Here is a 13,032-nt window from a genome sequence, read left to right on the forward strand (position 1 = left end):
TATAGAATGGTTTTTGTTTTGGAAAGAAATGGTGGAGTGGAGATGTGAGTGGAATCTGGTTGATAAAGCTTTGTATTGCAGTGTGGTAAAACTTGTTAACTTTGAGTATGGGAACAATAATCAGTTGAAAATGGAAAAAATAGAGCATGTCAATTATATTAAGGCACCAATTTCGGAGGTTTATAAGGTGTTAACGACGCGGGAGGGGCTTGGTGCTGTCTGGACGGAAGAATTAGTTGTTAGACCGGAATTGGGTTTTGTTAATGAGTTTAATTTCGGGGACGAGGATGTCACGAAAATGAAGGTGGTCGAATTGGCTGAAAATAAAAGAGTGTTGTGGGAATGTATAGATTCGGACCCGGAATGGATTGGAACGGGTATTTCGTTTGATTTAAAAGAAAAGGACGGGGTAACGGCGGTTGTTTTAAAGCATTTTGGCTGGCGTGAGCTAACGGAATTCTATCAATGGTGCAATTACAACTGGGCGATGTTTCTTTTGAGTCTTAAGGGGTATTGTGAAGACGGGGAGGGGACTCCGTATCAAAAACGAAAGTTTTAGCTTTAGTGTTGTTTAAAAGACGGTTGGTGTGTTAGATTGTTGGGTATTTTGAAGAAAGGATGAGTAAGATCCGCGCATAGTCTGTGTGCTGGAATAAAATAAAGGGTAAAAAAAATACCACTTACGTTTGTAAGTGGTATTTAATAAGCTCCCCCTCTTGGGCTCGAACCAAGGACCCTCTGATTAACAGTCAGATGCTCTAACCAACTGAGCTAAGGAGGAATCACCTTAAAGGTAAATATGTTTGCTAAAAAGTTGCTCCCCCTCTTGGGCTCGAACCAAGGACCCTCTGATTAACAGTCAGATGCTCTAACCAACTGAGCTAAGGAGGAAGTTGCTGTTCTTTTTAGCGAGTGCAAATATAAGAGGTTTTTTAGTTTCTCAAAAATATTTTGACACTTTTTATTGATTTTTTTTTCTATTTCATAATTGCCTTATAAATGTCGTTTCCATTAGCAAATAAAAGCAGTGCTATAAGTAAAACGAAACCAACCATTTGGGCGTTTTCAAGGAATTTATCACTTGGTTTTCTACCACTAATTATTTCGTATAATAAAAACATTACATGACCACCATCAAGAGCCGGAATTGGTAATAAATTCATTACTCCAAGCATAATTGACAACAAAGCGGTGATCGACCAAAAGGTTTCCCAGCTCCAGCTGCTTGGAAAAATGTTGAAAATCGCTGCAAAACCACCTACTTGTTTGTAAGCTTTCGTTTCAGGATTAAAAATCATCTTAAGTTGTTTTCCGTAACCTACCAACTGATCTTTACCTTTTGTAAGTCCAACCGGAATAGACTCAAAGAAAGAATAGTTTTTAGTGCTTACCTTATAGTATCCTAATTTTTCTAAAGATTCGATATTTAAACCTCCAACGCCAACACCCAGTTTTCCTGCTACCGAAACTTTAACCGTAATCGGTACTTTCTTTAAATCACGTAAAACAACGGCAGGAATTGTTTTGCCTTTGTTGCTTTCTAAAATAGATTTTACCTGATCATAGTATCTTGCATCCTGACCGTTTAGGCTAACAATTAAATCTTTTGCCTTTAAAGCAGTATTTCCGGATTCTTCTGTAACGTTTGCCACCGCAAAAGGGATTCTCATATTTACAAGAGGTGCCTTTTCCTGTTTTGACAATTGATCTACAAAATCAGTTGGCATTTTTATCGTTTGCTGTTGTCCGTTTCTTTCGATTAAGATTTCTTTCGCCATGATAATTTTCATGTTGATATCGTTGTCGAAGTTTTCGAGTTTTTGTCCGTCAACAGTCAGTAGTTTGTCTCCCGTTTTAAAACCCGCTTTTAACATTACCGGATTTTCAATTAAAACACCATCTTTCAGATCGGCATTAGCGACATAGGTATCACCATAAACAAATGCCATTCCGATATAAATAATAAAGGCCAGGATAAAGTTTACCGTAACACCACCCAACATGATGATTAAACGTTGCCATGCCGGTTTAGAACGAAATTCCCAAGGTTGTGGAGGAAGGGCCATTTGGTCCTTGTCCATACTTTCGTCAATCATTCCGGAGATTTTTACATAACCACCTAATGGCAGCCATCCAATCCCGTATTCAGTTTCTCCAATTTTCTTTTTTAAGAGAGAATATTTAATATCAAAAAATAAGTAAAATTTTTCGACTCTTGTTTTAAACAATTTTGCAGGAATAAAATGCCCTAATTCGTGAAGAATAATAAGTAAAGATAAACTCAATAGAAATTGAGAGAGTTTGATAACTATATCCATTTTGTATTTTTAGTTCGTATTTAACGCACAAAAGTAACGTTTCTATTTTAATTTGATAGCGCAATATAATACATAAGGCTTTAAATGTTTGTTAATACTTCACTCTTATTTTTTTTAATACTTCACTAAAGTCTTTTTCGTAAAAAGGGAAGAAATTGCATTTCTTTTTCTGCTGCTTCATAAAAAAAGGACACACATATGTAAAATAAGTCTTATTACGATAGTCTTATGGCTTATTGAGACAAGTCGTTGCAAAAAACTTTTCTAATTTTCCTACTTTATTGAGAATAGAACTTTTTTAAGAAGGATTCAATTCTGGACGATTTATGTTTCACCTATTTTATTAAGGCAGGCGATGAGTTTTATAAAGAAAATAGAGCGAATGAAAAGGATTCATCAGTTAATCTGTGAAGAAAAAACAGGTTCGCCGGCTGCTTTTGCAAAAAAAATGTTTCTAAGCAGAAGTCAGCTCTATAATGAACTGGAAATAATTAAAGGGTTTGATGCGCCCCTGAAGTATTGTAAAAAGAGAGAGAGCTTTTACTATGAAACTTCTTTTGAATTAGTAGTGCATTATTCTCTAAGTACCATTAAAAATGAAGAAAGGAAAGAAATTTTTGGAGGATAAGAGTTCCGTCCAATGTTATTAGACGGAACTCTGTTAAGTTTGTTGTAGTAAAATACTTATGAAAGAGATTAGCTTTGTTTGCTTTTTTCTTTTGCGATTAAACTAGAATAAACCAAAATGAGAAAGAAAATAGTAAAAGTCGAAAACTTGTTTTTAAGTACATTGATTATTTTTTATACCTGTTCGATATTCATGGTAGTGTTTTATTTTGTGAGGAAACTGATGGGGGATGCTTTACACTTTGTAGCACATTAAAAAAGTGGGGTTTAGTTTTCTATTTGGTATAGAGACACTCTAACAAAGAAGGTTCTTTTTGCATTTTCATTTCTCCTCGTATTTGCATGAACTACTACGCCTGTATTTTGGGCTTTAATTTTTAGAAAGTATACAGTACTTAAAGATTCCTGTCATAGGGATCAGCACTTTCGTTCAAGGTTATTGAACAGAATTCTGATGAGTTTGTCTCAGTAAAAAAAGTTTCCGGAAAAATGATTTTTCCAAAAATAGTAATGAATGGTTTTAAAATTATGGAATCAGAAGGTTTTGATTATGGGAAGCTAGCAGCTAAAGAGGTAAGTAATGAAGTTATTTTAATTTCTGCGCTAGTCGTTATTATGATATTAGTTGCCACAATAGTAATTGTTTTAAATTATAGGAATAATAGAAAAAGCAAAGAATTTGGTGGGGAAAATGATTAGAAAAATACTTTATAATGGCGAACCAGATCAGCGCAACAGTCTGCCTGGTCAAAAATAAAAAAACAGTATAAGCTTTGCAGCAAACAACATTTGCTTTAAATGTTTGTTAATTAATAAACATTTCGATTTCTACTTTTAAGCAGATGGTTTAACTTTACTTTTTGATACACTAACCTACCTAAATAGGAGTGTAAAATCATTAAAAAAAAGTTACACCTATGGCTTCATTATTGTTTTCACCGCTTACAATAAAAAAAATCACTTTAAAAAACAGAATCGTTATTTCACCTATGTGTCAATATTCGGCTATAGACGGATTTGCAAACGATTGGCATTTGGTTCACTTAGGCAGTCGTGCCAGTGGCGGAGTGGGTTTAATTATTCAGGAAGCCACCGCGGTTTCTCCTGAGGCGAGAATTTCTCCTTCCGATTTAGGTCTGTGGAAAGAGGAGCATATTGAGAAACTTCAAATCATCAATACCTTTATTGTGTCGCAAAATGCGATTCCCGGAATTCAATTGGCACACGCTGGACGTAAGGCAAGTGTTTCGATACCGTGGGAAGGCAATAAAAAACTGGACATCGCTCAGGGCGGATGGCATACTGTTTCGGCAAGTGCGATTCCGTATCATGATGATGAGCCTTTTCTTCCAGAAGCTTTAGATACCGATGGAATTCAAAAAGTAATTTCCGATTTTAAGTCCGCAACAAAAAGAGCGGTTAAAGCAGGTTATCAGGTAATGGAAATTCATGCCGCGCATGGATACTTACTGCACCAGTTTTTATCACCTTTAACAAATGTGAGAACAGATGAATATGGAGGGACTTTTGAAAACAGAATCCGTTTTACTTTAGAAATTGTAGCCGCAGTGCAATCAGAATGGCCGTCAGATTTACCTTTGTTTGTTCGAATTTCGGCCACCGATTGGGCAGAAGGAGGATGGAATCCGGAAGAATCAGTGAAACTTTCCGTAATTTTAAAAGAAAAAGGAGTAGATTTAATTGATACCTCTTCAGGCGGATTAGTTTCGCACCAGCAAATTCCTTTAAAACCAAATTATCAGGTTCCTTTTGCAGCCAAAATCAAAAAAGAAGCTGCTGTTTTAACAGGCGCTGTTGGTTTAATCACAGAAGCCGCACAAGCCGAAGAAATTTTAAGCAGCGGTCAGGCTGATGTGATTTTGTTTGCGAGAGAGTCCCTTAGAAATCCGAATTTGCCTCTGGATTTTGCCAAAGAATTAAAGGAAGATATTCAATGGCCGAAACAATACGAAAGAGCGAAACTTTAATATTTTTTTCGTCATGAATTTAATTTATGAATTCGCGGCAACCAAACAAAAACAAAACCAATGCAAAAGATTAGAACAGCATTATTATCATACGGAATGTCGGGTAAAGTATTTCACGCCCCATTTTTAAACATACACGACGGATTTGAACTATTAGGTTCCTGGGAAAGAAGTAAAAAACTCATTCAGGAAGATTATCCGGCGGTAAAAAGTTATCCCACAATTGAAGCGTTACTGGCAGATGATGTCGATTTGGTAATTGTAAACACACCGGTTGGAACGCATTATGAGTACGCAAAAAAGGTACTTTTGAGCGGAAAACATGCTGTAGTAGAAAAAGCTTTTACCACCACAGTCGCTGAAGCGCAGGAATTAGCCGCAATTGCAAAAGAAAAAGGATTGAAATTAGCCGTTTTTCAAAACAGAAGATGGGACAGTGATTTTAAAACCGTTCAAAAAATAATCAACGATGGAGTTTTAGGAGATTTGGTAGAAGCTGAATTTCATTTTGACAGATACAATCCATTGTTGAGCCCTAAAGCACATAAAGAAACGGTAAATGACGGAGCTGGAATTCTGAAGGATTTAGGGCCGCACTTAATTGATCAGGCCGTTTGTTTGTTTGGTTCTCCAAAATCGGTTTTCGGAGACATTCGTTTTACCAGAACGAATACCCTGGTTGACGACTGGATTGATTTGGTATTGATCTATGACAATTTCAGAGTTCGTTTAAAAGCGAGTTTTTTTGTGAGAGAAGCCAATCCTGCTTATGTCCTGCAGGGTAAAAAAGGATCTTTTTTAAAGCCTCGTGGTGATGTTCAGGAAGATGATTTAAAATTGGGAAAAAAACCTAATCTGGAATTCTGGGGAACAGAATCAGAAACCTTACAAGGACTTTTGCATACTGAAATCGACGGAAAACAAATCAGAGAGAAAATCCCAACACTTCAGGGGAACTACTTTTCCTTTTTTGATGGTGTTTATGATGCTATCGTAAAGGACAAAGAAGAACCGGTTAGCGCGCAGGACGGAGTAAAAGTAATGCAGATTATCGAAGCGGCAATCGCAAGTCACGCGCAACAAAAAGTAATTAACTTATAAAAAGTTACCCGCAGATTTAAGGATTAAACAGAGTATAACATTCTTTTAATCCTTGAAAACTGTGAAAAAAAAGCACCTATTTATTACACTGCATTAAGGTTTACAAAAAACCTTTGCCACTTTGCTTCTTTGAACCTTTGCTCCTCAAAAAAAATTATAAACATACAACGTTGTAAATCGAGGAACTGGTAGGTTTTATAGGTGGTAAAGTAGCTTTTTAGTACTTTTATACTTTAAATCCAAAACGAAACATTTTGATCAACTTCAATCCACTAGCATTATTCCAAACCAAAGGGAAGATTAAGAAAGTTTACAGAGAAGCTAAAATCTCTTATTTAAACCGAATACGTTTTGCTGTTGGGATGTTTTATTTTGGGATGGGATTGAGTTTTGCTACCTGGGCAAGCAGGATTCCGGATATCAAAACGGCCTTACATTTAACCGAAGGAGATCTGGGTTCTATTCTTTTTGCTTTGCCAATGGGGCAATTGCTTATTATGCCATTTTCCGGTAAGATGGTTACAAAATTCGGGAGCCATCGCATTTTGATTTTTTCTTTAATCATGTATGTGTTATGTCTGGCCAATTTAGGTTTGGCAACTACAGCCTTACAATTGTCATTGGGATTATTCCTGTTCGGATTGTTTGGGAATCTGGCCAATATTGCCGTTAATACACAAGGTGTTTATACCGAGGAACTTTTTAGAAAAACAATAATGTCTTCTTTTCACGGGATGTGGAGTTTTGCCGGATTTACCGGAGCTTTAGTAGGCTTAGGAATGCTGGCTTTAAAACTAAGCCCGCTCCATCATTTTATGATTGTGGCAGGAGTTGTATTGCTGATGATCGCTTTTAACTTTAAATTTTTAATCAAAGCCAAAGAAAAGATCAAAGTCAAAGGCGAGAAGAAAAAGTTATTTGTGAAACCAGACACTGCATTAATCTGGCTTGGCGTGATTGGATTTTGCAGCATGGCCAGTGAAGGTGTTATGTTTGACTGGAGTGGTGTATATTTTAAAGATGTGGTAAAAGCACCAGGACCGTTGGTAATTTTAGGATACACTTCTTTCATGATTATGATGGCAAGCGGACGATTTTTAGGAGACGGTCTTATCAATAAATTTGGACGTGAACGTGTGATGCAAATTAGCGGAGTTATGATTTCGGCCGGACTTTTTACAGCCGTTTTTCTTCCTTATCTTATACCTTGTACTATTGCTTTTATGGCTGTTGGTTTAGGAGTAGCCACTATCGTTCCTACCGTTTACAGTATGGCAGGGAAAAACCCGACAGTTCCGCCGGAGAAGCTTTAACTATTGTTTCGAGTGTAAGTTTTCTGGGTTTCTTAATGGGACCACCGGTTATCGGACATATTGCTGAAACTTTCGGACTTCAGTTTTCATTTGCTTTTATTGGAATTTTTGGCGTTTTGATCGCCTTTATGGTTTCTAAAATTAGAGTAACTTCTTAATTGAAACAGGCATAAAAGGGCTAAGGTTAAAAAACTGCCACAGCTATACTATTTTTAAATAATTTTATTTAACAGGAAAATACTTTCGTATTTTTTGTTTATATTTGAATTCCGGATTAAAACAATAGGTTTTAATTCGTACTTTTTTATTCCTTCCAAAACCCAATTTTATCTTTTGATGTAAGAGATTGAATGTTTTGTAGCCAAAACCAATTCAATCCAAAACTAAATTCTAAAAGTAAATTGGAGGTTCATGACAAAGAAAGGGATCATACTATTTGTGTTATTGCCTATTGGTTTTCTATTTGCACAGGAACAGACTACTTTTTTGGGAATTGTGATTGATGCAAAGACCCAAAATCCTTTGGGGAATATTGTCGTAAACATTCAGAATTCTTCCATAACACAACTAACCAATGCAAAGGGGAAATTTGAATTGCAAGCTGCTGTAAAGGGAGAGCAATTATTATGGATACACAGTCAGGGCTATAAGGATCTCCTTTTAAAAATACAGTCTAATCCGGGGCAAAAGGTAGATTTAGGAATCTTGCCCTTAGAAGATAATTTTTCGGATGAAACACCGGCAGCCTTAATCACACTATCAGATAGCGAACTTTCCGAGGATAATAGTTCTTCTGAAATGACTTCAGGTTTTTTGCAATCTTCAAAAGATGCTTTTATGCAGGCTTCCGCTTTCAATTGGGGACAGGCCCGATTTCGGGTTCGGGGTTTAGACAGTGAAAACGGAACGATGATGTTAAACGGTACGATCATGAATAAAATTTACGACGGAAGACCACAATGGAGTAATTGGGGAGGCTTGAATAATGTATTGCGAAATCAGGAGTTTTCGATTGGTGCAGCTGCTTCAAATTATACTTTCGGAGGGATTTTAGGAACACAACAAATCACGACACGTGCTTCAATGTACAGGAAAACCAGTCAGCTTTCCCTTTCAGGAAGTAATACTACATACAACTGGCGGGCCATTACGAGTTATGCTTCAGGAATGAGTGCTTCGGGTTGGGCTTATGTCCTTTCCGGCGGGAAACGCTGGTCGGGTGAAGGGTATTTTGAAGGGACAAACTTCGCAGCGGAGTCTTTTTTTGTGAGTATTGAAAAAAAACTAAGCGGCAAACACTCATTGAATTTTACCGGATTTTATACCCCAAATTCGAGGGGAAAAAACTCAGCCCATACCGCGGAGGTTATTCAATTAACAAATAAAAAATACAATTCTTATTGGGGATTTCAAAACGGAGAAAAACGAAATGCGAGGGTAAAAAGAGTCGAAGAACCACTCTTGATGCTAAATCATTATTACAAAATAAATGAAAAAGCCGATCTGAATTCGAGTGTCCTGTATCAATTGGGACAGGTCGGAAACAGTGCGATTGATTATCAAAATACAGCCAGTCCGGATCCGGTGTATTATCAAAAACTACCCAGCTATTACACCTCACTTTATGGAAAAGACAAAGGGGAGTTTTCAGGAGATTTTACCCCCGATGCTGTAAATGCCGCACAGGCAAAAACAAAATTTATCGAGAATCAGCAGATCAATTGGGAGGAGTTGTATCGCGCCAATCGGAAACCAACATTAAATTCTGATGGAACAATTGAAGGATATGAGCCTGCCCAAAGTCATTATGTTTTATATGAAGACCGAACAGATGATAAAACCTTGGCGGCCAGCTCCAATCTAAACCTACAAATAACAGAGCACAGTGCTTTTGATGGAGGGGTAACTTTTAGGCGTTTAAAATCACATCAGTTTCAATACCTTTTAGACTTGCTGGGCGGAGAATATTTTGAAGATATTGCTCCTTTTTATAGCGGAAGCCAGGCACAGTCAGATTTGCAGAACCCAAATCGTCAGGTACAAAAAGGGGACACTTACGGCTATAATTATAATTTTTTAGCAACAACAATTGATGCTTTCACACAATTTAAATTCAATTACAAAAAGATAGATTTTTATTTCGGTCAGTCCTATTCCGTTTCCAATTATCAGCGAGAGGGATTGTACCAAAACGGAATTTATCCGGCTTCTTCTCTTGGAAAAAGTAAAAATGTGGGTTTTGAAAATTTTGGTTTTAAAGGCGGTTTCACGTATAAAATTTCAGGGAAACAATGGTTGTTTTTGAACGGAATGCATCTTAGCAGAGCACCATCTTTAAGAAATACGTTTGCAAATTCCCGATTGAATAATTCAATTGTTGACGGAATCGAAAATGAAAATATCAGCAGCGCCGAAGGAAACTATGTCTTTCGTTCTCCAAATTTTAAAATTCGTTCAACCGTTTATTATACGCTAATCAAAAACACAACCCGAACTTCTTTTTTCTACGCAGAAGGAATTTTTGACAAAGCTGCGGCTTATAACAATACGGATGCTTTTGTGAGTCAGACGTTAACGCATTTAGACAAGAAGAATATTGGGATGGAATTCAGTATGGAATATCAGGTTTCATCAACATTTAAAACGACCTTCTGTGCAGCTTATGGTCATTATAGTTACAGCAGTAACCCCAATGTAACGATTACGAACGATGCCAATGTTGCGAAAGGCAACACTTCAGCTGTTTTTGATTTTGGAGAATCTTACCTTAAAAACTACAAACAACCGGGAATGCCCCAACAGGCTTTTTCGATGGGATTGGAATACAGAGATCCTAAATATTGGTGGCTGGGAGTAAATATTAATTATTTGTCTGAGAATTACATCGATGTTTCGCCTATTGCAAGAACGAATCGGTTTTATAAAAATCCTGTAAATGGTCTTGTATTTCCGGAGGCGACGGAAGAACGGGCAACCGTTTTACTGAAACAGGAAAAATTTGATCCAATTTCATTATTAAATATTACAGGGGGAAAGTCCTGGCGCCTATCACATAAGTACATTGGTCTTTTTTGGAGTATCAATAACATTCTGGATGTGAGCTATAAAACAGGTGGTTTTGAGCAGGCCCGAAATGCCAATTTCAGGGCTCTCAATCAGGATGTGTCGAGTGAAACACCGTCATTTGGACCCAAATATTATTATGGATATGGAAGAACTTATTTTGTAAACTTTACCATCAGTTTGTAAAAATTAAAACCAATTTAAAATGAAAAATAGATTTTTAATTTTCGGCTATGTCTTGTTCGTACTCTTTCTTTACAGTTGCAATAATGAAATCGAAATTCCGAAATTGGAATGTACGCAACCCGATTTAGTGGTAAACCAAAAGGTTCAGAAAGTGAAGGATCTTTCGGGGCCTGTGCCGAAACAATATGGGTATGACGATGTCATTGAGGCTTATGTCGTATCCAGCGATGAAGGAGGGAATTTTTTTAAGACTCTTTTTTTACAAACGATACCAACCGAAACCATACCGGCAATTGGATTGAATGTTCCGGTTGATGTTTCTGGTACGTACATCGATTTTCGTGTGGGGAGCAAAGTATATCTTAAATTGAAAAATCAGTTTACAGATTTGTATTTTGGCGGTTTGCGTATCGGAAGTTTGTATGTGAGCAATTCGGGAGATCCAACGATTGGCCGAATTTCGAAAACGGATTATAAAAACGTTCTGAGTGCTTCATGTACGATAATTGATGAGAGCAAACTGGTAAAAACGATGGCTATAGAAGAGGCATTAAGCGAGAAGTGGCTTAATACATTGATCGAGTTAAAAGACGTTCAGTTTACCGAGGAAGCGATTGGGCGTCATTACTTTGAAGAATCAAATAATATAGGTGGTGCAACAAATTGGAACCTTGGGGATAAAAGTGGCAATCAGATTATTTTCAGAACAAGTGCTTATGCTAATTTTGCGGCTAATTTGATACCTGAAGGCAGTGGCAAAGTGAGGGGAGTTTTGACAAAATTCGGATCAGATTATCAATTAATAGTTCGGTCAGAAAAGGATTTGGAGATGAAAGGGAAAAGAAATGTTCCGCTTTTTGCAGAAGATTTTCAGGGGGTAAAAAACAATGTGAATTTTAGTCTGCCGGGCTGGAGCAATATTGTCGAAAAAGCTTCAAAATTATGGGAGAGCACGGTGTATGCCGGAAATGGTTATGCAGAATTTAATACTACAGGCACAACCGGAGTTGTAAATATTGCCTGGTTGGTTACGCCAAAAATTAATCTGAGCGGCTATAAAAACGCAGTGCTGTCTTTTAGAAGTGCACAGCATGACTTAAAACTTGATTCACCATTAAACATTTTGGAAGTTTATATTTCAACTAATTTTGACGGTTCCAATGTAACCAAAGCAAAGTGGACAAAATTATCTGCAAAGGGGCCTTCTTTGTCAACACCCCCGCGAACGTTTATAAGTTCCGGAGCAATTGATCTGTCTGCCTATTCAGAAAACATTCATATTGCATTTAAATATATTGGTTCGGGTAAGGACAAAACATTAAATGGAGCTTTTATGGTTGACGACGTCAGGATTTTTGCCGAAAAGTAAAGAGCTCCTGACTATTGATACAGTTAAGAGATTGATTTTTAGGAGATATATCGAATAGTGTGTTGTTTTTCAGATTTAAACTGTTAAAAATTGATGGAATTTTGTATTTTGGTCACCCCAAATCAATACAAATACAACTATGAAAATCTACTTTATTGCCATCTTAATGATGGTTTTTCCATGTTTAGTACACAGTCAGAATCAGGAGAATGCACCTGTGAGGCTGAAACAAATCAATATTGTAAAAACAAACTACCAAAACTCTAAAGATGGTGAGATTGTAAACAAAACAATTGTTTTTAAAGACGGAAAAATACAAGCCATTACGACTTCAGATGTTATTCAGCATTTCTTTTACAACACCAAAGGGTTATTGGATATGACCGTAAAAGATAAGGTTGGAAGCGATTGGAAAGAAGTTGTGAATTATACGTATGATGCAGACAACAACATTACAAAGTTTGTAAAAAAATACCAGGAAGGTAACGATTACATTACCAAAGTCGTAACTTTTGGTTACGAAGGAGCGAGAGTAAAAGTAACTACGAAAAAGAGTACCAATCACCAGAATTTAGTGGATGATATTGAATATATTGTTGAAAACGGGACCATTGTGAGACGTACTTCACGTGACAGAAATAAAGCAATTATTGGCAAAATTGAATATGTTTATTTCAATGATAATGTCATAAAGCATAAAGGTCTGGTAGGAGATAAAATTTCGAAAAGTTTTACGTTTGATGATAAAAATTCGGTTGATCTTTTGATCGTTAAAAAATTGTTCGGAGACAATTATAAAGTAATTGTACCAATGATTTCGTATCATGAAGAAGAATTTAGTTTTGAATCAATCTCTCCTAATAATGAAATTGTTTTTAGCCCTTCTTCTACTGTTTTGGTTGGAGTGAGTAGAAAATACAAATACAACAAACTGAATTTCCCGATTTCTTGCTCTCAGGTGGAGGAAAACGGAATTGTAAAAACAGAGAAGACTTTTATTTACGAGTAAGGTAAAATTGAAATTCCAAATTTCAAATTCCAAATTCCAGATTCCAAATCCCAAACTT

General features: G+C 36.6%; 10 protein-coding genes, 2 tRNA genes and 1 pseudogene. 10 read left to right on the forward strand and 3 right to left on the reverse strand.

Annotation, left to right across the window (positions count from 1 at the left end):
* The first annotated feature begins 28 nt into the window (after nt 1-28).
* Nucleotides 29-559: an SRPBCC family protein gene (locus OLM61_RS08390; RefSeq protein ID WP_264525924.1), complete on the forward strand. Its 531-nt coding sequence runs from the start codon at nt 29-31 to the stop codon at nt 557-559.
* A gap of 148 nt (nt 560-707) precedes the next feature.
* Here OLM61_RS08390 and OLM61_RS08395 read toward each other — a convergent pair.
* From OLM61_RS08395 to rseP, 3 genes are all read right to left on the reverse strand, one after another.
* Nucleotides 708-781 (reverse strand) — tRNA-Asn (locus OLM61_RS08395).
* Nucleotides 782-817: 36 nt separating this feature from the next.
* Nucleotides 818-891: transfer RNA gene (locus OLM61_RS08400), tRNA-Asn, on the reverse strand.
* A gap of 86 nt (nt 892-977) precedes the next feature.
* Nucleotides 978-2,318, reverse strand: a complete 1,341-nt coding sequence (gene rseP, locus OLM61_RS08405) for an RIP metalloprotease RseP (RefSeq protein WP_264525925.1) — start codon at nt 2,316-2,318, stop codon at nt 978-980.
* Between the two features lie 382 nt (nt 2,319-2,700).
* On the opposite strand from rseP, the gene OLM61_RS08410 reads away from it, so the two are divergent.
* From OLM61_RS08410 to OLM61_RS08450, 9 genes and pseudogenes are all read left to right on the forward strand, one after another.
* Nucleotides 2,701-2,946, forward strand: coding sequence for a hypothetical protein (locus OLM61_RS08410; RefSeq protein ID WP_264525926.1), 246 nt, complete (start codon nt 2,701-2,703; stop codon nt 2,944-2,946).
* A gap of 117 nt (nt 2,947-3,063) precedes the next feature.
* Nucleotides 3,064-3,201: a hypothetical protein gene (locus OLM61_RS08415; RefSeq protein WP_264525927.1), complete on the forward strand. Its 138-nt coding sequence runs from the start codon at nt 3,064-3,066 to the stop codon at nt 3,199-3,201.
* 272 nt (nt 3,202-3,473) lie between these two features.
* The gene (locus tag OLM61_RS08420) at nt 3,474-3,644 is read left to right on the forward strand and encodes a hypothetical protein (RefSeq protein WP_264525928.1); all 171 of its coding nucleotides are present in this window, start codon (nt 3,474-3,476) and stop codon (nt 3,642-3,644) included.
* A 218-nt stretch (nt 3,645-3,862) separates the two neighbouring features.
* Nucleotides 3,863-4,933: an NADH:flavin oxidoreductase/NADH oxidase gene (locus tag OLM61_RS08425; protein ID WP_264525929.1), complete on the forward strand. Its 1,071-nt coding sequence runs from the start codon at nt 3,863-3,865 to the stop codon at nt 4,931-4,933.
* A 60-nt stretch (nt 4,934-4,993) separates the two neighbouring features.
* A complete protein-coding gene (locus OLM61_RS08430) occupies nt 4,994-6,034 on the forward strand; it encodes a Gfo/Idh/MocA family oxidoreductase (RefSeq protein ID WP_264525930.1) in 1,041 nt (346 codons plus the stop codon).
* A gap of 254 nt (nt 6,035-6,288) precedes the next feature.
* Nucleotides 6,289-7,505, forward strand: a pseudogene (locus tag OLM61_RS08435) (MFS transporter).
* A 253-nt stretch (nt 7,506-7,758) separates the two neighbouring features.
* Nucleotides 7,759-10,596, forward strand: coding sequence for a carboxypeptidase-like regulatory domain-containing protein (locus tag OLM61_RS08440; protein ID WP_264525931.1), 2,838 nt, complete (start codon nt 7,759-7,761; stop codon nt 10,594-10,596).
* Nucleotides 10,597-10,615: 19 nt separating this feature from the next.
* A complete protein-coding gene (locus OLM61_RS08445; protein WP_264525932.1) occupies nt 10,616-11,965 on the forward strand; it encodes a DUF5689 domain-containing protein in 1,350 nt (449 codons plus the stop codon).
* Nucleotides 11,966-12,104: 139 nt separating this feature from the next.
* Entirely contained in the window at nt 12,105-12,974 is an 870-nt protein-coding gene (locus OLM61_RS08450) for a hypothetical protein (protein WP_264525933.1), read from the forward strand.
* The last annotated feature ends 58 nt before the right edge of the window (nt 12,975-13,032 follow it).

This window comes from Flavobacterium sp. N502536 (assembly GCF_025947345.1).
Taxonomy (GTDB): Bacteria; Bacteroidota; Bacteroidia; order Flavobacteriales; family Flavobacteriaceae; genus Flavobacterium.

Coding starts and splice junctions, on each gene's coding strand:
- OLM61_RS08390 (WP_264525924.1), top strand. CDS start 29: ATGGTGGAGTGGAGATGTGAGTGGAATCTGGTTGATAAAGCTTTGTAT.
- rseP (WP_264525925.1), bottom strand. CDS start 2,318: ATGGATATAGTTATCAAACTCTCTCAATTTCTATTGAGTTTATCTTTA.
- OLM61_RS08410 (WP_264525926.1), top strand. CDS start 2,701: ATGAAAAGGATTCATCAGTTAATCTGTGAAGAAAAAACAGGTTCGCCG.
- OLM61_RS08415 (WP_264525927.1), top strand. CDS start 3,064: ATGAGAAAGAAAATAGTAAAAGTCGAAAACTTGTTTTTAAGTACATTG.
- OLM61_RS08420 (WP_264525928.1), top strand. CDS start 3,474: ATGGAATCAGAAGGTTTTGATTATGGGAAGCTAGCAGCTAAAGAGGTA.
- OLM61_RS08425 (WP_264525929.1), top strand. CDS start 3,863: ATGGCTTCATTATTGTTTTCACCGCTTACAATAAAAAAAATCACTTTA.
- OLM61_RS08430 (WP_264525930.1), top strand. CDS start 4,994: ATGCAAAAGATTAGAACAGCATTATTATCATACGGAATGTCGGGTAAA.
- OLM61_RS08440 (WP_264525931.1), top strand. CDS start 7,759: ATGACAAAGAAAGGGATCATACTATTTGTGTTATTGCCTATTGGTTTT.
- OLM61_RS08445 (WP_264525932.1), top strand. CDS start 10,616: ATGAAAAATAGATTTTTAATTTTCGGCTATGTCTTGTTCGTACTCTTT.
- OLM61_RS08450 (WP_264525933.1), top strand. CDS start 12,105: ATGAAAATCTACTTTATTGCCATCTTAATGATGGTTTTTCCATGTTTA.